The sequence below is a fragment of the Streptomyces sp. NPDC002853 genome, from assembly GCF_053591915.1.
This window is the reverse complement of sequence record NZ_JBSFUS010000001.1, coordinates 469,946-489,507: the sequence shown is the minus strand read 5'-3', so window position 1 is coordinate 489,507 and position 19,562 is coordinate 469,946. Positions and strand designations below refer to the sequence as shown.

Here is a 19,562-nt window from a genome sequence, read left to right as displayed (position 1 = left end):
AAGGGGCGGGCCCACGGTCCGCCCATGCTCCGTCGAACGGCGGTCGTCCGTTACGGTCCCTGCATGGTCGTACCTCTCAAACCCAGCATCGACCCGCTCAAGGGAGCCCGCAGGGCCGGTGATCCGCCCTGTGACGTCTTCCTCACCGGCACGGTCTTCCTCGACATCATCTTCACCGGGCTCGATTCCGCGCCCGTGCGCGGCACCGAGTCCTGGGCCCGTGGCATGGGGTCGAGCCCCGGTGGCGTCGCGAACATGGCGACCGCGCTGGCCCGGCTCGGCCTGCGCACCTCGCTCGCGGCGGCGTTCGGGGACGACCACTACGGGGAGTACTGCTGGGACGCGCTCGAACAGGGCGAGGGCATCGACCTCACGACGTCACGCACCGTGCCCGGCTGGCACTCGCCGGTGACCGTCTCCATGGCCTACGAGGGCGAGCGGACCATGGTCAGCCACGGGCACGAGCCGCCGCCCGACGCCGAATCCCCGGACGGCGGCGCCCCGGAGTGCCCGCCCCGCGCGCGGGCAGCCGTCGCCTCCCTGACGCCCGGCACGCGCGCGCCGTGGATCGCCGAGGCCGCGCGCACCGGCACGCGGATCTTCGCCGACGTCGGGTGGGACGACACCGGGCGCTGGGACCTGGCGGGGCTCGCGGACCTGCGGCACTGCGAGGCGTTCCTGCCGAACGCGGAGGAGGCCATGCGGTACACCCGCACGCAGTGCCCCCGGGCCGCCGCTCGCGCGCTGACCGAACACGTGCCGCTCGCCGTGGTGACGCTGGGTGCCGAAGGGGCGTATGCGGTGGACGGGCGGACCGGCGAGACCGCCGAGGTTCCGGCCATCGCGGTGGAGGCGCTCGATCCCACGGGGGCCGGTGATGTCTTCGTGGCGGGCTTCGTGACCGGCACCCTCGCCGGGTGGCCGCTCGCCGACCGGCTCGCCTTCGCGGGGCTCACGGCCGCGCTGTCGGTGCAGGAGTTCGGCGGCTCCCTCTCCGCGCCGGGCTGGGCGGAGGTCGCCACGTGGTGGCGGACCGTGCGGGAGGTCGACGACCAGGACCCCGTGGCGCTGCGCAGGTACGGCTTCCTGGAAGGCCTGCTTCCGGAGGCCACCCGTCCGTGGCCGCTGCGGCGGGCGGTGCCCACGATCGGGTTCCGGTCGGCGTAGCCGCCCCAAGAAATCGCACAGTCGTGCGTGACCGGAGTGGAAAAGCCCTACGGCGGTGACAGTGGGGCGTCGTACTCTTGGCAGTGCAAGGCTGTCGAGCGGCCACCAAGCCCCGCATGAGGAGGATGAGCAGGCCATAGTGCCGGCCCATGACTCAGACACCCACAGCTCGTACCCCTGCCCAGGGCCAGTCGCGAGCACACTTCACCGTCCCGGCCAACCACCCGATGGTGACGGTGCTCGGTTCCGGAGACGCCCTGTTGCGCGTGATCGAGAAGGCCTTCCCGGCGGCCGACATCCATGTCCGGGGCAATGAGATCAGCGCTGTCGGTGACGCCCATGAAGTCACCCTCATCCAGCGCCTTTTCGACGAGATGATGCTGGTGCTCCGCACCGGTCAGCCGATGACGGAGGACGCAGTGGAACGCTCGATCGCCATGCTCAGGGCGGACGAGGCAGGGGAGGGCGACGGCCAGGAGACCCCGGCCGAGGTCCTCACGCAGAACATCCTCTCGTCCCGCGGCCGCACGATCCGCCCCAAGACGCTCAACCAGAAGCGGTACGTCGACGCCATCGACAAGAACACCATCGTCTTCGGCATCGGCCCCGCGGGCACCGGCAAGACCTACCTCGCCATGGCCAAGGCCGTGCAGGCCCTCCAGGCCAAGCAGGTCAACCGCATCATCCTGACCCGCCCCGCCGTCGAGGCCGGCGAGCGGCTCGGCTTCCTGCCGGGCACGCTCTACGAGAAGATCGACCCGTACCTGAGGCCGTTGTACGACGCGCTGCACGACATGCTCGACCCGGACTCGATCCCGCGTCTGATGGCGGCGGGCACGATCGAGGTCGCCCCGCTGGCGTACATGCGTGGCCGCACCCTGAACGACGCGTTCATCATCCTCGACGAGGCACAGAACACCAGCGTCGAGCAGATGAAGATGTTCCTCACCCGCCTCGGCTTCGAGTCGAAGATCGTGATCACGGGCGACGTCACCCAGGTCGACCTGCCGAACGGCACCAAGTCGGGTCTGCGCCAGGTCCAGGACATCCTGGAGGGCATCGACGACGTGCACTTCTCGCGGCTCACGTCCCACGATGTCGTCCGGCACAAGCTCGTCGGCCGTATCGTCGACGCGTACGAGAAGTACGACGACAGCCAGCAGAGTCAGCAGCACAAGAAACACGGGAAGTAGCGGAAGCCGCACCATGTCGATCGACGTCAACAACGAATCCGGAACCGAGGTCGACGAGCAGGCGATCCTCGACATCGCCCGCTACGCCCTCGCGCGGATGCGCATCCACCCGCTCTCCGAGCTCTCGGTGATCGTCGTGGACGAGGACGCCATGGAGCAGCTCCACATCCAGTGGATGGACCTGCCGGGGCCGACGGACGTCATGTCCTTCCCCATGGACGAACTGCGCCCGCCGGCCAAGGACGAGGAGGAGCCCCCGCAGGGCCTCCTCGGCGACATCGTGCTCTGCCCCGAGGTCGCCACCAAGCAGGGCAAGGAAGCGCCCACGGAGCACTCCATGGACGAGGAGCTCCAGCTGCTCACCGTCCACGGGGTGCTGCACCTGCTCGGGTACGACCACGAGGAGCCGGACGAGAAGGCCGAGATGTTCGGCCTCCAGGCGGCCATCGTCGACGGCTGGCGCGGGGAGAACGGCCTGACCGGTCCCTCTCCGGCGCCCACGGTCTCGTAGGCCCATGAGTTTCCAGCTGATCGCGGGCGCCGTCGCCCTGGTCGTCGTCGCCTGGCTCGCCGCCTGCGCCGAGGCGGGCATCGCCCGCACCTCCAGCTTCCGCGCCGAGGAGGCGGTCCGCTCCGGGCGGCGCGGCAGCGCCAAGCTCGCGCAGGTCGCCGCCGACCCCACCCGCTATCTGAACGTGGCGCTGCTCGTGCGCGTCGCGTGCGAGATGGCGGCGGCGTCCCTGGTGACGTACGCCTGCCTGAACGAATTCGCCGAGACGTGGGAGGCGCTGGCCGTCGCCATCGCGGTGATGGTCCTCGTGTCGTACGTCGCGGTGGGCGTCTCGCCGCGCACCATCGGCCGCCAGCACCCGCTCAACACGGCCACCGCCGCCGCGTACGTCCTGCTGCCGCTGGCCCGCATCATGGGTCCGATCCCGCCGCTCCTGATCCTCATCGGCAACGCGCTCACACCCGGCAAGGGCTTCAGGCGCGGCCCGTTCGCCTCCGAGGCCGAGCTGCGCGCGATGGTCGACCTCGCCGAGAAGGAATCCCTCATCGAGGACGACGAGCGCCGCATGGTGCACTCCGTCTTCGAGCTCGGCGACACCCTCGTACGCGAAGTCATGGTCCCCCGGACGGACTTGGTCGCCATCGAGCGCTTCAAGACCATCCGGCAGGCGCTCACGCTCGCCCTGCGCTCGGGCTTCTCCCGCATCCCCGTGACCGGGGAGAGCGAGGACGATGTCGTCGGCATGGTGTATCTCAAGGACCTGGCCCGCAAGACGCACATCAACCGCGACAGCGAGTCGGACCTGGTGTCGACGGCCATGCGCCCGGCGACCTTCGTGCCCGACACGAAGAACGCCGGTGACCTGCTGCGCGAGATGCAGCAGGAGCGCAACCACGTCGCCGTCGTCATCGACGAGTACGGCGGCACGGCCGGCATCGTCACCATCGAGGACATCCTCGAGGAGATCGTCGGCGAGATCACCGACGAGTACGACCGTGAACTGCCGCCCGTCGAGGAGCTCGACGACGGCTGCTACCGCGTCACCGCCCGCCTCGACATCGGCGACCTCGGCGAGCTCTTCGGACTCGACGAGTTCGACGACGAGGACGTCGAGACTGTCGGCGGTCTGCTCGCCAAGGCCCTCGGCCGGGTGCCGATCGCCGACGCGTCCGCGCTCGTGCCGCTGCCGGACGGCCGCGAGCTGCGGCTCACCGCGGAATCCGCGGCCGGGCGGCGGAACAAGATCGTGACGGTGCTCGTGGAGCCGGTCGCGCCGGCGGGCGCGGAGAAGGAGACCTCGGGGTGACGCCGCAGGAGCTGCGCACGTTCTGCCTGTCGTTCAACGACGCGGTGGAGGAGTTCCCGTTCGGCCCCGAGACCTCGGTGTTCAAGGTCGCGGGCAAGATGTTCGCGCTCACCTCGCTGGACGCCGAGCCGCTGAACGTGAACCTGAAGTGCGAGCCCGACATGGCGGTCCAACTGCGGGACGCGCACCCGGAGATCGCGCCGGGCTGGCACATGAACAAGCGGCACTGGAACACCGTGACCGTCGACGCGAAGCTCCCGGACCAGCAGGTCCGGGAGCTCATCGAGGATTCGTACGACCTGGTCGTCGCCGGTCTGCCGAAGGCGCAACGACTGCGGCTCGACCGCCCCTAGGCGTTACGCCGCACACGCAGGCCCGTCGCCACCAGGGCCGCCGTCACCAGCAGGACCGCCGCGTCGGTCAGGAGCACCGTGCGCGTTCCCGCCAGGAGATCGGTGCTCGTGGTGGCGAGGACGCCCAGGATCGGGATGCCGATCGTGATGCCCACCTGCTGGGTGGACGTCACCAGGCCCGTGGCCAGGCCCTGCTCCTCGTCCGGGACACCCGAGGTGACGGTCACGCCGTACGAGATGATCGCGCCCAGGTGGAACATGCTCGCCACCGAGACGCCCGCCGTGGCGAGCCAGACCGACCAGGTGCCCTCGTCGATGCCGAGCAGCGTCGCGATGAACAGGCCCTGGCCGAGCAGCGAGACGACGAGCGTGCGGCGCGCCCCGAAGCGGCTGATGACCCTGGGCGCGTAGATCCCGGCGACCACCGAGAGCACCCCCTGCACACCGAAGACGAGACCGGTCTCGAAGGCGGAGAGCTCCAGCACCTCCTGCAGGTACAGGGTGAGGGCGAAGATGACCGCCGACATCATCGAGAAGGTGACGAGACCGCCCAGGTTGCCCCACGCCACCGTCCGCCGCCGCAGCATCGGCAGCGAGACGAGCGGCGACTCGGCGCGCGACTCGACGTATCCGAATGCGGCGAGCAGCAGCACACCGGCGGTCAGCGTGACGATGACGTCCGCCCCGCCGAAGCCGCGCTCGGCGGCCGTGGAGAGCGCGTAGATCAGGGCGAGCAGTCCGCCGGTGACGGTGACCGCGCCCGGGATGTCGAGGCGGGGGCGGTCCGGGGTGCGGGACTCGGGCAGGAGGCCAGGCGCCAGCGGCAGCACGATCAGCACGAAGAGGGTCAGCAGGCCCATCGTGGAGCGCCAGCCGAGCGTGTCGGTGAGTACGCCGCCAAGGACCATGCCCACCGTGAAGCCGAGCGAGAGCAGCGTGCCGGATATCCCCAGCGCCCGGTCGCGCTGCGGGCCTTCGGGGAACGTGGTCGTGAGCAGCGACATGCCGGTCGGCACGATGGCCGCCGCGCCCACGCCCTGCAGCGCCCGCCCGGCGAGGAAGGACGCCGGGTCCCAGGCGAAGGTGGCCAGGAGCGAGGCGAGACCGAAGAGCGCGAGCCCGCCGATGAACAGCTTGCGGCGGCCGAACAGGTCGCCGGTGCGGCCGAAGAGGAGCAGGAAACCGCCGGAGGGAAGGGCGAACGCGGTCACCGCCCACTGCAGCGCGGACTGACTCATGCCCAGGTCGGCGCCGAGCACGGGCAGCGCCACGTTCAGCACGGAGAAGTCGAGCGCGACCATGAACTGGGCGGCGCAGAGCACGAAGAGGACGAGTCTGTCGCGGGAGGAGAGCTTGGGTGCCGCGACCGCGGGGGCAGGCGTGGGTGTCGTGGTGGACGGGGGAGTGGTGGTGTCGATCGCCATGCGACGAGCTTCGGGCGTCAGGAATAGCCGTGGGGAGCGGGAACTTATGCTGGTGGTCGTAACACCAGGCAGGGGGAGCTGCGGATGGCAGGGACGAGTGAGGCGGCGGCCGTCAGGCCCCAGGACGAGGCCAAGGCACGGCGGCTCGGCGAGCTGCGCGAGTTCCTGATGAGCCGCCGCGCCCGGATCAGCCCCGCGGAGGCCGGCCTCCCCGACGGCGGCGCGCGGCGGCGTACGCCGGGGCTGCGCCGCGAGGAGGTCGCCGTGCTCGCCGGGGTCGGCGCGTCCTGGTACCAGTGGCTCGAGCAGGGCCGTGACATCTCGGTGTCGCCGCAGGTCCTGGACTCCGTGGGCCGGGTCCTGAAGCTGTCGAGCACCGAGCGACGGCACCTGTACGTCCTCGCCGGTCTCAACCCGCCCGCGCCCGAGGTCGAGCAGGCCGACCGTGACATGTGCCAGGGGATGCAGCGCCTGATCGACACCTGGATGCCGTACCCGGCGCACATCATGGACCGCTACTACAACTGCGTCATGTACAACGACGCCGCCGGGATGGTCTTCGGGATGCGCCCCGAGATCACCCAGAACTGCATCGTGGACTTCTTCACGGACCCCATCTACCGCTCCCGGAGCGTGAGTTGGCGGACGAACGCGGAGACGGTCGTCGCGCAGTTCCGCGCTTCGTGCTCCGAGACCCCGAACGACGAGGGGTTCCAGGCGGTCCTGGCCGAACTGCGGGAGACGGCGGGCGCCGAGTTCACCGAGCTGTGGGAGCGGCGGGACGTGCGGCCCGCGGGACAGGTGCACAAGGAGCTCACGCATCCGCTGGTGGGGGCGTTGCACGTCGAGTCGACGGCCCTGCGGGTGCCGGCGCGGCCCGACCTCACGATCGTGCTGCACACGCCGTTGCCGGAGGCGGAGACCGCGGCGAAACTGGAGTGGCTCGCGTCGCCGGAGGGGCGGCGGGGTTCGATGTACCCGGTGGCCGGGTGAGCCCCTGTTCTCCGTCCTCCGTATGCTCGGCTCATGACCGAGAGTGCTGCGCTTGACGCTGAGGACCGGAAGATCGTTACGCTGGCTCGTTCGGCGCGGGCGCGGAATGGGGTGGCCGAGGGGGCCGCTGTGCGGGACGAGACGGGGCGGACGTATGTCGCCGGGACCGTCTCTCTCGACTCCCTGAAGCTTTCCGCGCTGCGTACCGCCGTCGCCATGGCTGTCGCCTCCGGTGCGGAGTCCCTTGAGGCTGCGGCCGTCGTCTCCTCCGAGGAGGCGCTCTCCGCCGAGGATCTTTCCGCTGTGCGGGACCTTGGTGGGGCCGGGACGCCGGTGTTCCTGGCGGGGCCTGACGGTGAGGTCCGGGTGCGGGCTCAGGCGAACTGATTCATTCCCCAACCCCACCCCTTCCCGAAAACCGTGCCTGCGCCCCGGACCTACCTGGGGCTCCGCCCCAGACCCCGCTCCTCAAACGCCGGAGGGGCTGGATCTTGGCCCCCGCGCCGAGCGGGTTTTCGGGAAGGGGCGGGGTCGGGGAGGATCAGACCGCGTCCGGGCCCCGTTCCCCCGTCCGCACCCGCACCACCGTCTCCACCGGGACCGCCCACACCTTCCCGTCACCGATCTTGCCCGTGGATGCCGCGCGGACGATTCCGTCGATGACCGCTTCGGCGTCCGCGTCGTCGACGACGACCTCCACCCGCACCTTCGGGACCAGGTCCACCTGGTACTCCGCGCCCCGGTACACCTCCGTGTGCCCCCGCTGGCGCCCGTACCCGCTCGCCTCCGTGACGGTGAGGCCCTGGACGCCCAGTTCCTGGAGCGCGGTCTTCACCTCGTCCAGGCGGAACGGCTTGATGACCGCGGTAACGAGCTTCATCGGACGGTGCTCCCCTTCATCGGGCTGACCAGGACGCCGTGATCGTAGGCCGTCTCCGCGTGGTGCGTCTGGTCGAGGCCCGTCTGCTCGTCCTCCGCCGACGCCCTGAAGCCCATGAGCCCGTCGATCGCCTTGCCGATGCCGTACGTCACCGAGAACGTGTACGCCGCCACCGCGAGCACCGCCACCGCCTGCTTGCCCAACTGGGCGAGCCCGCCCCCGTAGAAGAGGCCCTCCGCGCCCTGAGTCATCGTGGCCGTCGCGAACAGGCCGATCAGGAGCGTGCCGACCACGCCGCCGACCAGGTGGACGCCCACCACGTCCAGCGAGTCGTCGTAGTCGAGGCGGAACTTCCACGCCACGGCGTACGAGCAGACCACCCCGGCCGCGAGACCGACCACCCCGGCGCCGAGCACCCCGACGACCCCGCACGCGGGGGTGATGGCGACGAGGCCCGCCACCGCGCCCGACGCCGCCCCGAACGTCGTGGGGTGGCCGTCGCGCCGCTGCTCGACGAAGAGCCAGCCGAGCAGGCCCGTGCAGCCGGCGAGCAGCGTGTTCAGGAGGGAGGCGGCCGCGAGGCCGTTCGCGCCGAGCGCCGAGCCGCCGTTGAAGCCGAGCCAGCCGAACCACAGCAGGCCCGCGCCCATCAGGACCATCGGCAGGTTGTGCGGACGCATCGCGTCCTTCTTGAAGCCGATGCGCGGGCCGATGACCAGGACGAGCGCCAGGCCGGACGCGCCGGAGGCGATCTCGACGACCAGGCCGCCCGCGAAGTCGAGCGCGCCGAGGGACGAGGAGATCCAGCCGTCCGGCCCCCACACCCAGTGCGCCACGGGAACGTATACGAGCAGCGCCCAGAGCGGCACGAAGACCAGCCAGGCCGCGAACTTCGTGCGGTCCGCGATGGCACCGCTGATCAGTGCCGTGGTGAGGATCGCGAAAGTGAGCTGGAACGTGGTGAAGAGGAGGGTGGGGACCGTCCCCGTGAGCGTGTTCGGGCCGATGCCCGCCATGCCGAGGTGGTCGAGGCCGCCGATCAGGCCCCCGAAGGCGTCCTCGCCGAACGCGAGCGAGTAGCCGGCGAGCAGCCACACCACGGTGACCAGGGCGATCGAGACGAAGGACATCAGGAGCATGTTGAGGACGCTCTTCGTGCGGACCATGCCGCCGTAGAAGAGTGCGAGGCCCGGTGTCATCAGCAGGACGAGCGCGGTGGCCGCGAGCAGCCAGGCGGTGTCGCCGGTGTCGGGGCCCTCGGCCGCGGCCAAGGTGGTGGTCAGGGACTGCACGGGGAATCTCTCCTCCGGGTGGGGGCAGAGGGAGAGCGTCACCGCCCCGCGTTTCGGAACGGGCACCCGGGCGTTTCCGCGATGTTTCGTGTTGCGCGAGGGTTTCCGGAGGCTCACGGACGGCCTGCCGGTGCCCGATCGGCGGCCCGGGGGCGCCTCGGGGTGCTGCGGGCCTCCGGCGATCAGGGAGAATGGGCGCCATGAGCGTTCGTACCGAGTCATCCGAGCCGTCAGAATCGTCGGGGGCACCCCACCGCGCCGGCTTCGCCTGCTTCGTGGGCCGCCCCAACGCGGGCAAGTCCACCCTCACGAATGCTCTGGTCGGCCAGAAGGTGGCGATCACCGCCAACCAGCCGCAGACCACGCGGCACACGGTCCGCGGCATCGTGCACCGGCCCGACGCCCAGCTGATCCTGGTGGACACCCCCGGGCTCCACAAGCCGCGCACGCTGCTCGGCGAGCGGCTCAACGACGTCGTGCGGACCACGTGGGCCGAGGTCGACGTCATCGGCTTCTGTCTGCCCGCGAACGAGAAGCTCGGCCCCGGCGACCGGTTCATCGCCAAGGAACTGGCCGGCATCAAGAAGACGCCGAAGATCGCGGTCGTGACGAAGACCGACCTCGTCGACAGCAAGACGCTCGCCGAGCAGCTCATCGCCATCGACCAGCTCGGCAAGGAGCTCGGCTTCGAGTGGGCGCAGATCGTGCCGGTCTCGGCGGTCGGCGACAAGCAGGTCCAGCTGCTCGCCGACCTGATCGTCCCGATGCTCCCGAAGAGCCCGCCGCTCTACCCCGAGGGCGACCTCACGGACGAGCCCGAGCAGGTCATGGTCGCCGAGCTGATCCGCGAGGCCGCGCTCGAAGGCGTGCGGGACGAGCTGCCGCACTCCATCGCCGTCGTGGTGGAGGAGATGCTGCCGCGCCAGGACCGGCCCGCGGACAAGCCGATGCTCGACATCCACGCGAACGTCTACATCGAGCGCCCCAGCCAGAAGGGCATCATCATCGGCCCGAAGGGCAAGCGCCTCAAGGAGGTCGGGATCAAGTCCCGCCAGCAGATCGAGGCACTCCTGGGCACGCCGGTCTTCCTCGACCTGCACGTAAAGGTCGCGAAGGACTGGCAGCGCGACCCCAAGCAGTTGCGCAAGCTGGGCTTCTGAGGGCCACACCTCCGGTTACTTCACACCCCTGATCCGCGTCACCAGCAAGGCCCCCGTCAGGCCGATCGCAGCAGCCACCAGGTACAGCACCCGATAGCCCCCCAGGTGTGTCACGAGGGGGGCCGCCAGGGCCGGGGCGGCCACCTGGGGGAGTGAGTTGGCGATGTTGATGACGCCCATGTCCTTGCCGCGGTCCATGGCCTTCGGCAGGACGTCCGTCATCAGGGCGAAGTCCACCGACGTGAAGACGCCGAAGCCCACCCCGAGCACCGCCGCCGCGACGATCGCGCCCGGCCAGGTCTGCCAGCCGGACAGCAGGGCCGTCGCCACCGCCATCAGGACGCCGGACCAGAGCACGAACGGCTTGCGGCGGCCCACGCGGTCCGACCAGACGCCGCCCACGACCACGGTCGCGAGCAGCGTCACGCCGTTCACCGCCGTGAGGATCAGGACGCCCTCGTCGGGGTCGGAGTGGTGGAGGCGGTCCCGTAGGTAGTAGAGGAGATAGAGCAGGACCAGGGCGTTGCTGAGGTTGATCAGGAAGCGGGTCAGCCAGGCCCACCCCAGGTCCGGGTAGCGGCGCGGGCTCAGCCAGAAGGCGCGGGCGAACGAACGCCAGGCGAACGGCGGCCTGTCCCGCGGCGCGAGGCGCAGGTCCCGGTGGCGCAGGACGTACGGGAGCACCCCCACCACCGTGAACACCGCGCACGCCGCATACCCCGCGCCCACGCCCCCGGCAGCCGTCGCGAGGCCCGTCCCCACGACCACGCCCAGGATCTGCGCCGCCCCCAGCCAGCCGCCCACCGCGCCCCGCTGGAGCCGCGGCACCCGGTCCGGCACGGCCGCCGTGACCGCGGCGAACGCGGCGTTCAGGGTGAGCTGGACCAGGCACCAGCCCGCCGCCATCCACCACACCGACCCCGCGGCCGACAGCAGCAGGAGCGACGCCGCGCCGCCCGCCGTGCCCGCCACGATCCACGGCGTGCGCCGCCCGAAGCGCGACACCGTCCGGTCCGAGAGCGCGCCGAAGAGCGGGTTCGACGCGAGGGACACCACGGCTCCCACGCCCGCGACCCATGCGAGGACCGTCTCCTTGGAGGTGCCGGCCGGGGCCAGATCCTCCGCCTGCACGGCGAGCAGGATCTGCAGCGGGCCGTACCAGCCCACCCAGATCGCGCCGTTGGCGAGCGACAGGGATGCCGTCCAGCCCCGGCCGACCCGGTCGACCGGCTCCCGCAGCGCGTCGGCCGTCATGCCCGTTGCGCCCGCAGCGTGTCGCGCAGCCACGCGTACGACGCCTTCGGGGTGCGCTCCAGGGTCGCGAAGTCGATGTGGACGAGACCGAAGCGCTGCCGGTAACCCTCCGCCCACTCGAAGTTGTCCATCAGGGACCAGACGAAGTAGCCGCGAACGTCCACTCCCTCCTGCAACGCCCGGTGCAGCGCCCGCAGATGGCCGTCGAGGTAGTCGATCCGGCGTTGGTCGTCGATGCCCTCGTACGAGCAGCCGTTCTCGGTGATCACCAGCGGTGGCAGGCGGTCGCCGTACCGGTCGCGGAAGCCGGTGAGCAGCTCGGTGAGTGATTCCGGGACCACCGGCCAGCCGAAGTCCGTCACCGGGCGCCCCTCGATCTCCCTCGGTGAGAAGGGGAGTTCGGGCGGGAGGGTGAGGCCGGAGAACTCCGTCGATGTCGTTGCCGACGCCGGGAGCGGGGCACCCACCTTGGTCGGCTGGTAGAAGTTGATGCCGTACCAGTCGACCGGCTCGGCGATGACCTTCAGGTCGGCGTCGATGTCGCCGCCCGGCATCAACTCCCCGATGCCGTCCGGGTAGCGGCCCAGGATGAGCGGGTCCGCGAACAGGCGGTTGAGGAGTACGTCGTAGAAGTCAGCGGCCTGCGTGTCCTCGGCCGATGACGACGCCGGCCAGGTGGGGCCGTGCGAGTTGGCGATGCCGATGTCCGTGACGCCCGCCGCGCGCAGCGCCCGTACGGCGAGACCGTGGGCGAGGAGCTGGTGGTGTGCCACCGGCAGCGCGTCGAACATCAGCTGCTGACCGGGCGCGTGCTGGCCGAGCGCGTGACCGAGGAGGGTGTGCTCGGCGGGTTCGTTCAGAGTGATCCACTTCTTGGCGCGGTCGCCGACGCGCGCTGCCACCACCGCCGCGTACTCGGCGAACCGCTCGGCCGTGTCCCGCCGCAGCCAGCCGCCCTCGTCGGCGAGGGCAAGGGGGGTGTCCCAGTGGAAGAGGGTGGGGACGGGGCTCACGCCCGCCGCGCACAGTTCGTCGACAAGGCGGTCGTAGAAGTCCAGGCCCGCGGTGCTCACCTCGCCCGTCCCGCCCGGCAGCACGCGCGGCCACGACACCGAGAAGCGGTAGGCGTCCGCGCCCAACTCCCGGATGAGCGCGACGTCTTCGCGGTAGCAGTGGTAGTGGTCGCAGGCGACGGCGGCCGTCGTGCCGTCCTTGACCCGGCCCGGAACCGCCGTGAACGCGTCCCAGACCGAGGGGCCGCGTTCGTCGACGGCGCCCTCGATCTGGTGAGCCGAAGTGGACACCCCCCACACGAAGTCGCGGGGGAACTGAGGGAGTGGTTCGCGCGCAGGGGTCGCATCGCTCGCTGCCATGGGCGCGATCTTCCGTACGGCCGCGTACGGAAGTCAATGGGCGTGCCTCAGAAAAGGTGAACACCGCTCAAGTTTTACGAGCCCTCCTGTTCTAGGAGCCCTCCTTGAGGACGCGCGTGATCAGCTTGCGCTGTGGATCGGTCAGGCGGGGGTCCGAGCAGTACACCGTGTGTCCGTCCACGGTGAGCTGGTAGCTGAAGCCGTCCGGCACCCCTATCGGTGGCGTGCTCCGGCCCTCTGCCACGGCCTCTTCGGCCAGGGCCTGCCACTCGTGGGCATCGGGCAGTCCCGAGGTGTCGACCTCGGCGTGCCGCTCGATGCCCGCGAATCCTCCCGTGCGCTTCACCTGGATACGCATGGAACCTGTCTACTCCATGGGGAGGCCGGTGGGTAGGTCAGTTGGTGGGCACGCCGACCTGGGACCACGCCTTCACCACGGCGCCGTGCTCCTCGCCCTCGCCGTACTTGGCGCGCGCCGCGGCCACGGTCAGCTTCGCGAAGTCCGCGAAGGACGCGTCCTGGGCCAGCTCGCCGCCGGTCAGGACGGCGTACCAGATCTGTCCGGCCCGCTCCCACGCGTTGCCGCCGAGCGCCTCGGCCAGCAGGTAGAAGGCGTGGTTGGGGATGCCGGAGTTGATGTGCACGCCGCCGTTGTCGCGGCCGGTGCGGACGTAGTGGTCCATGTCGGCGGGCTGCGGGTCCTTGCCGAGGACATCGTCGTCGTACGCCGTGCCCGGGGCCTTCATGGAGCGCAGCGCCTTGCCCGTCACGCGCGGGGCGAGCAGCCCGGCGCCGATCAGCCAGTCGGCCTCGGCGGCGGTCTGGCCGAGCGTGTACTGCTTGATCAGCGAGCCGAAGACGTCCGCGAAGGACTCGTTCAGGGCGCCCGGCTGACCGAAGTACGTGAGGTTCGCCGTGTACTGGACGACGCCGTGCGTCAGCTCGTGGCCGATGACGTCCACCGGGATGGTGAAGTCGAGGAAGATCTCGCCGTCACCGTCGCCGAACACCATCTGCTCGCCGTTCCAGAAGGCGTTCCCGTACTTCTCGCCGTAGTGGACCGTCGCGTTCATCGGCAGACCGCTGCCGTCGATGGAGTTGCGCTGGTACGACTTCAGGAACAGCTCGAAGGTCGCGCCGAGACCCGCGTACGCGCGGTTGACGGTCGCGTCCTTGCCGGGCTTCTCGCCCTCGCCGCGGATCTTGCGGCCCGGCAGCTCGGTCTTGTGCCTGGCGTCGTGGATCGTGCGGTGCGGTTTGCTCTCCGCGGCTTCCTTGGGCAGCGAGACGGACGGGGCGCCGATGACCGTGGTCAGGCGGCGGTGGGTGCGCTCGATGGAGTCCCGTTCCAGGGTGCGGCGGGCGGGACCCGCGAGCGTGGCGTCGTCACTCTGGGCCAGAGTGTCGAGCACGTGGGGCGGAATGATGGTGCAGAAGACAGGCTCGAAGCCTGGGTTGGCGGTCATGGCGGCAATGTGGCACTGGGTCATGCCGCTGTCACTACCTGCAACCATGATTAGTGAAATAGAGGGATTGATCACCTCCTACCCGTTACCTGATGGCGATCCCGCATACTGATACGCACCCGCGCACACAGCGCGGCTCGGCTAGGCTGCGGAGCATCATGCGTTACGGGCTGCTTCTCCTTAGCTGCCGCGGCGAGGGCCTGTAGTCGAGGCCGACCCCCTCCCCGCGGAGTTCGGTGTTGCTCGCGAAGCGACCGTCGGCCGTCCTTAAGGACACTCCCGAGGAGCCCCCGCATCATGGCGATCAAGCCCAATCTGCAGCGCGCCACTTCCATGCCGATCCACAAGTACGGGCAGTACGACCAGGTCGACATCCCCGACCGCACGTGGCCCGACAACCGGATCACGGTCGCTCCCCGCTGGCTCTCCACGGACCTGCGTGACGGCAACCAAGCGCTGATCGACCCGATGTCCCCCGCGCGCAAGCGGGAGATGTTCGACCTGCTGGTCCGCATGGGCTACAAGGAGATCGAGGTCGGCTTCCCCTCGTCGGGTCAGACCGACTTCGACTTCGTGCGGTCGATCATCGAGGACGGCGCGATCCCGGACGACGTCACCATCTCCGTCCTGACGCAGGCCCGCGAAGAGCTGATCTCCCGCACCGTCGAGTCGCTGGTCGGCGCCAAGCGCGCCACCGTCCACCTCTACAACGCGACCGCGCCCGTCTGGCGCGAGGTCGTCTTCCGTGGCTCGAAGGACGCGGTCAAGCAGATCGCCGTCGACGGCACGCGCCTCGTCATGGAGTACGCGGAGAAGCTGCTGGGCCCCGAGACCGTCTTCGGCTACCAGTACAGCCCCGAGATCTTCACGGACACCGAGCTGGACTTCGCCCTGGAGGTCTGCGAGGCCGTCTGTGACGTATGGCAGCCCGAAGAGGGCCGCGAGATCATCCTGAACCTGCCCGCCACGGTCGAGCGCTCGACGCCCTCCACCCACGCGGACCGCTTCGAGTGGATGTCCCGCAACCTGACCCGCCGCGAGCACGTCTGCCTGTCCGTCCACCCGCACAACGACCGCGGCACCGCCGTCGCCGCCGCCGAACTGGCCATCATGGCCGGCGCCGACCGCATCGAGGGCTGCCTGTTCGGGCAGGGCGAGCGCACCGGCAACGTCGACCTGGTCACGCTGGGCATGAACCTGTTCTCGCAGGGCGTGGACCCGCAGATCGACTTCTCCGACATCGACGAGATCCGCCGCACCGCCGAGTACTGCAACCAGATGGAGGTCCACCCGCGCCACCCGTACGCGGGCGACCTCGTCTACACCGCCTTCTCCGGCTCCCACCAGGACGCCATCAAGAAGGGCTTCGAGGCGATGGGCGTCCGGGCCGAGCAGCAGGGCAAGACGGTCGACGACATCGAGTGGGCCGTGCCGTACCTGCCCATCGACCCCAAGGATGTCGGCCGTTCGTACGAGGCCGTCATCCGCGTCAACTCGCAGTCCGGCAAGGGCGGCATCGCCTACGTCCTGCAGAACGACCACAAGCTGGACCTGCCGCGCCGCATGCAGGTCGAGTTCTCGAAGATCATCCAGACGAAGACCGACTCCGAGGGCGGCGAGGTCACGCCGGACGCGATCTGGGGCATCTTCCAGGACGAGTACCTGCCCAACCCCGAGAACCCGTGGGGACGCATCCAGGTCAAGAACGGCCAGACCACCACCGACAAGGACGGCACGGACACCCTCACCGTCGAGGCGACGGTCGACGGCGCCGACACCGTCCTGACCGGCACCGGCAACGGTCCGATCTCGGCCTTCTTCAACGCGCTGCAGGGCATCGGCATCGACGTACGCCTCCTGGACTACCAGGAGCACACGATGAGCGAGGGAGCCTCCGCGCAGGCCGCGTCGTACATCGAATGCGCCATCGGTGACAAGGTCCTGTGGGGCATCGGCATCGACGCCAATACGACGCGCGCGTCGCTGAAGGCCGCGGTCTCCGCGGTGAACCGCGCCGCCCGCTGACACCATCCGGCCGCCGGACAGGCCGAAAACGAGCCTGTCCGGCGATCGTCTACCGGCCATCTCTCGCACAGGGTGCTGACGCCACATCAACAATGTGGCTAACATCACGCCCAACGCGGCAATGTTGCCGGGGCGTTACGGAGGTGTGCGGTGCTGCCAGATCGGGGACGAAACGGCCGGGAATCCCGCATCTTCGCCACGCCCGTTTCCCGCGGGCGGGTCCTGCGCAGGCGTGTGATCGGCGTGCACACGGCCTGGACCACCGTCGGGGACGGCGAGTTCTTCTGCCCCGGCTGCGGCGGTGACCGCAACTACCAGCGCCGCACCGGCCGTCGCCGCTTCGTCCTGCTCGGCGTTCCGGTCCTGCCGCGCGGCGCCGCGGGCCCCATCGTCGAGTGCGCCGCCTGCGGCGACCACTTCGGCACGGACGTTCTCGGCCATCCCACCACCACACGGCTCTCGGCCATGGTGCGCGACGCCGTGCACACCGTCGTCCTCGCCATCCTCGCCGCGGGCGGCACCTCGTCGCGCACGACGCTCGACGCGGCCGTCGGCGCGCTGCGCGGAGCCGGCTTCGACGACTGCCGCGAGGAACAGCTCGTCGCGCTCGTCGACGCGCTCGCCGCGGACACCGGACGGGCGACCGTCCCGGACTGCGGGCCCGGTCTGGCCATAGAACTCCACGAGGCGCTCGGCCCGTTGGCCCCGCACCTGGCCCCGGCCGGACGCGAGGCGCTGCTGCTCCAGGGCGCGCGGATCGCCCTCGCCGACGGCCCGTACACCCCCGCCGAGCGCGAGGTGCTCGCCACGGCGGGCGGCGCGCTGACCATCGGCGCGGACGAGGTGACACGGCTGATGGTGGCGGCGCGGACCACGCACTTCTGATCCCGGGGGTGCAGGGACGCTACTCCCGTGGGAGTAGTACGCCGCTGATGTCTCCCCGCGCCGTACTCCTCAACTCGCCCTCGCGCCCGACGGATCGCGCGGCCCCCTCCGGAAAGGTTGGCACCGAACCTGCCAACCTGCCGGAAGGAGGCCCGTCATGCGGGCCGAAGAGACCACCGCACGACGGCGACGAGCCGTGCCCTGGGTGTTCCTCGCACTGTGGATCGGCGTCATCGCGCTCGCCGGGCCCTTCGCGTCGAAGCTGGCCGACGCCCAGCAGGACCGCGTCGTCGACTACCTCCCCGCCAGCGCCGACTCCACCCAAGTAGCCAAGATCCAGGACCAGTTGCCGGGCGGTGAAGCGACCGAGCTGGTGCTCGTCTACCACCGTGACGGCGGCCTCACCGCCGCCGACCGCGAGGCGGCGGCCGCCCAGGTCGCCGAGATCGGCCAGGCCCACAAGCTGACGTCCGACCCGCGCGCCGTGCCCTCCAAGGACGGCACCACGCTGATGTACCCCGTGGCGAGCACCGAGCCCGGCCAGGACGAGGAAGCCAGGGACGTCCTCGTCGACGACGTACGCGAGATCGCCGCGGGAGAGGGCGGGTTGAGCGTCGACGTGGGCGGGGCGGGGGCGCTCGACACCGACGCGAGCAAGGTCTACAACTCCCTCGACGGCCCGCTGCTCTACACCACCGCCGGCGTGGTCGCCCTGCTCCTGATCCTCATCTACCGCAGCCCGTTCCTGTGGCTCGTGCCGCTCGCCGTGGCAGGAGTCGCCGACTACCTGGCGATGGGCATCGCGTACGGACTGCACGAAGGCTTCGGGACGTCCGTCAGCGGCCAGAGCAGCGGCATCATGACGATCCTCGTGTTCGGCGCGGGCACGGACTACGCCCTGCTCATCGTCTCCCGCTACCGTGAGGAACTGCGCAGGATCGAGCGGCCCCACGACGCGATGGTCGCCGCCCTGAAGGGCTGCGGACCCGCGGTGCTCGCCTCATCGGGGACGGTCGCGGCAGGGCTGCTCTGCCTGCTGGCCGCCGACCTCAACAGCAGCCGGGGCATGGGCCCCCTCGGCACGGTCGGTGTGCTGTGCGCACTCGTCGCGATGCTGACGCTGCTGCCCGCCATCCTGGTCCTGCTCGGACGGCGCGTGTTCTGGCCCCTCGTGCCCGCCTTCGGCAGCGAACCCAAGCAGCGGCGCAGTCTCTTCTCCATGATGGGCAGCTCGGCGGGGCGCAGGCCGCTCACCGTCCTCGCGGGCGGCGCCGTGCTCCTGGGCGCGCTCGCCCTGGGGGCGCTGAATCTGCCGGGCGCGATGAAGCAGGAGGACTCCTTCACCAAGACGCCCGAATCCGTCACCGCCATGGAGACCCTCGCCAGGGCCTATCCCGAACGCGGCACCCAGCCCATCACCGTGATGGCCCCCGAGGACCGCGCCACCGCCGTCCTCGCCGACATCAAGGACACCCAGGGCGTGGACAGCGCCGAGAAGGGACGTACGGCGGAGGGCTGGACGGAGATCTCCGTGATCGCGACGTCCGCGCCAGAGTCGGAGGGCGAGACAGCGACGATCAAGGCGCTGCGGGCGGATCTCGACGGCTCGTACGTGGGCGGCTCCAGCGCCCAGCAGCTGGACCTGAAGGAGACGAACGACCGTGACCGCCTGATCATCGTGCCGCTGGTCCTCGCGGCCGTGTTCCTGATCCTGATGGCGCTGCTGAGGTCCCTTGTCGCGCCACTGCTGCTGCTCGCCGCGGTGGTCGCGGTATGGGGCGCGTCGCTGGGCATCGCGGGCCTCGTCTTCGAACCGCTGATGGGCTTCGAGGGCACCGATCCAGGGCTGGGGCTGCTGTCGTTCGTGTTCCTCGTCGCGCTGGGCGTCGACTACGGGATCTTCCTCATGCACCGCATGCGGGAGGAGTCCCTCGCCGGGGCCGAGCCGGGGGCAGCCGCGCTGATCGCGCTGCGGACGACGGGCGGCGTCGTCGCGTCGGCGGGCCTGGTCCTCGCGGCGACCTTCGCGGTGCTCACCAACATGCCGCTGGTGCAGCTGGTCGAGCTGGGCTTCGTGATCGCGGTCGGGGTGCTCCTCGACACGTTCCTGGTGCGGACATATCTGGTGACGAGTGCGAGCGTGGCGCTCGGGCGGAAGGTGTGGTGGCCGGGCAGCCTCTCGCGCCCCCGGCCGGCTGCGGACCCGGACCCGGAGAACGAGCCCCAACGGGCCTCCGTCTCCTGACCGTTGGGCGGGCCGTCGGCCGGACCGCCGCAGGG

18 protein-coding genes are annotated in these 19,562 nt (G+C 70.4%); 11 read left to right on the top strand and 7 right to left on the bottom strand.

The window, feature by feature from the left end; translation table 11 throughout:
* The first annotated feature begins 63 nt into the window (after positions 1-63).
* The 5 genes from ACWD02_RS02215 to ACWD02_RS02195 all read left to right on the top strand — a co-directional run bounded on the left by ACWD02_RS02215 (position 64) and on the right by ACWD02_RS02195 (position 4,530).
* Entirely contained in the window at positions 64-1,167 is a 1,104-nt protein-coding gene (locus tag ACWD02_RS02215) for a carbohydrate kinase family protein (protein ID WP_451203543.1), read from the top strand.
* Between the two features lie 149 nt (positions 1,168-1,316).
* Positions 1,317-2,360 carry a PhoH family protein gene (locus tag ACWD02_RS02210; RefSeq protein WP_451203541.1) on the top strand — a complete coding sequence of 348 codons (1,044 nt, stop codon included), beginning with the start codon at positions 1,317-1,319 and terminating at the stop codon, positions 2,358-2,360.
* Between the two features lie 13 nt (positions 2,361-2,373).
* Complete coding sequence (gene ybeY, locus ACWD02_RS02205) at positions 2,374-2,871, top strand: rRNA maturation RNase YbeY (protein WP_365817103.1); 498 nt, start codon at positions 2,374-2,376, stop codon at positions 2,869-2,871.
* A gap of 4 nt (positions 2,872-2,875) precedes the next feature.
* Complete coding sequence (locus ACWD02_RS02200) at positions 2,876-4,177, top strand: hemolysin family protein (protein WP_451203538.1); 1,302 nt, start codon at positions 2,876-2,878, stop codon at positions 4,175-4,177.
* The gene (locus tag ACWD02_RS02195) at positions 4,174-4,530 is read left to right on the top strand and encodes an MmcQ/YjbR family DNA-binding protein (protein ID WP_451203536.1); all 357 of its coding nucleotides are present in this window, start codon (positions 4,174-4,176) and stop codon (positions 4,528-4,530) included. Before ACWD02_RS02200 ends, ACWD02_RS02195 begins: the two co-directional genes overlap by 4 nt.
* On the opposite strand, the gene ACWD02_RS02190 is transcribed toward ACWD02_RS02195, so the two are convergent.
* A complete protein-coding gene (locus ACWD02_RS02190) occupies positions 4,527-5,954 on the bottom strand; it encodes an MFS transporter (protein WP_451203534.1) in 1,428 nt (475 codons plus the stop codon). The two genes, ACWD02_RS02195 and ACWD02_RS02190, sit on opposite strands and share 4 nt — an antisense overlap.
* Before the next feature lie 84 nt (positions 5,955-6,038).
* On the opposite strand from ACWD02_RS02190, the gene ACWD02_RS02185 reads away from it, so the two are divergent.
* Entirely contained in the window at positions 6,039-6,947 is a 909-nt protein-coding gene (locus ACWD02_RS02185; RefSeq protein WP_451203532.1) for a helix-turn-helix transcriptional regulator, read from the top strand.
* Between the two features lie 33 nt (positions 6,948-6,980).
* A complete protein-coding gene (locus tag ACWD02_RS02180; protein WP_451203530.1) occupies positions 6,981-7,334 on the top strand; it encodes a cytidine deaminase in 354 nt (117 codons plus the stop codon).
* 154 nt (positions 7,335-7,488) lie between these two features.
* Here the strand turns inward: ACWD02_RS02180 and ACWD02_RS02175 are convergent, their stop codons facing one another.
* Positions 7,489-7,827: a P-II family nitrogen regulator gene (locus ACWD02_RS02175; protein ID WP_451203528.1), complete on the bottom strand. Its 339-nt coding sequence runs from the start codon at positions 7,825-7,827 to the stop codon at positions 7,489-7,491.
* The gene (locus ACWD02_RS02170) at positions 7,824-9,110 is read right to left on the bottom strand and encodes an ammonium transporter (RefSeq protein WP_451204361.1); all 1,287 of its coding nucleotides are present in this window, start codon (positions 9,108-9,110) and stop codon (positions 7,824-7,826) included. The genes ACWD02_RS02175 and ACWD02_RS02170 overlap by 4 nt, the downstream gene beginning before the upstream one ends.
* 200 nt (positions 9,111-9,310) lie before the next feature.
* Here ACWD02_RS02170 and era point away from each other — a divergent pair, with 200 nt between their 5' ends.
* Positions 9,311-10,279, top strand: a complete 969-nt coding sequence (gene era / locus ACWD02_RS02165; RefSeq protein WP_451203526.1) for a GTPase Era — start codon at positions 9,311-9,313, stop codon at positions 10,277-10,279.
* Positions 10,280-10,294: 15 nt separating this feature from the next.
* Here the strand turns inward: era and ACWD02_RS02160 are convergent, their stop codons facing one another.
* The 4 genes from ACWD02_RS02160 to ACWD02_RS02145 form a co-directional block, all read right to left on the bottom strand.
* Positions 10,295-11,533: an MFS transporter gene (locus ACWD02_RS02160; RefSeq protein ID WP_451203524.1), complete on the bottom strand. Its 1,239-nt coding sequence runs from the start codon at positions 11,531-11,533 to the stop codon at positions 10,295-10,297.
* Positions 11,530-12,906 carry a GH1 family beta-glucosidase gene (locus ACWD02_RS02155; RefSeq protein ID WP_451203522.1) on the bottom strand — a complete coding sequence of 459 codons (1,377 nt, stop codon included), beginning with the start codon at positions 12,904-12,906 and terminating at the stop codon, positions 11,530-11,532. The genes ACWD02_RS02160 and ACWD02_RS02155 overlap by 4 nt, the downstream gene beginning before the upstream one ends.
* Before the next feature lie 91 nt (positions 12,907-12,997).
* The gene (locus tag ACWD02_RS02150; protein WP_451203520.1) at positions 12,998-13,264 is read right to left on the bottom strand and encodes a protealysin inhibitor emfourin; all 267 of its coding nucleotides are present in this window, start codon (positions 13,262-13,264) and stop codon (positions 12,998-13,000) included.
* Positions 13,265-13,301: 37 nt separating this feature from the next.
* Positions 13,302-14,372, bottom strand: a complete 1,071-nt coding sequence (locus ACWD02_RS02145) for a M4 family metallopeptidase (protein ID WP_451203518.1) — start codon at positions 14,370-14,372, stop codon at positions 13,302-13,304.
* Between the two features lie 297 nt (positions 14,373-14,669).
* Between ACWD02_RS02145 and leuA the strand changes: the two genes are divergently transcribed.
* The 3 genes from leuA to ACWD02_RS02130 all read left to right on the top strand — a co-directional run bounded on the left by leuA (position 14,670) and on the right by ACWD02_RS02130 (position 19,527).
* On the top strand, positions 14,670-16,397 hold the full coding sequence (leuA, locus tag ACWD02_RS02140; protein WP_451203516.1) for a 2-isopropylmalate synthase: 1,728 nt from the start codon (positions 14,670-14,672) through the stop codon (positions 16,395-16,397).
* 150 nt (positions 16,398-16,547) lie between these two features.
* Entirely contained in the window at positions 16,548-17,282 is a 735-nt protein-coding gene (locus ACWD02_RS02135) for a TerB family tellurite resistance protein (RefSeq protein WP_451203514.1), read from the top strand.
* Between the two features lie 157 nt (positions 17,283-17,439).
* On the top strand, positions 17,440-19,527 hold the full coding sequence (locus ACWD02_RS02130) for an MMPL family transporter (RefSeq protein WP_451203512.1): 2,088 nt from the start codon (positions 17,440-17,442) through the stop codon (positions 19,525-19,527).
* Positions 19,528-19,562 lie beyond the last annotated feature (35 nt).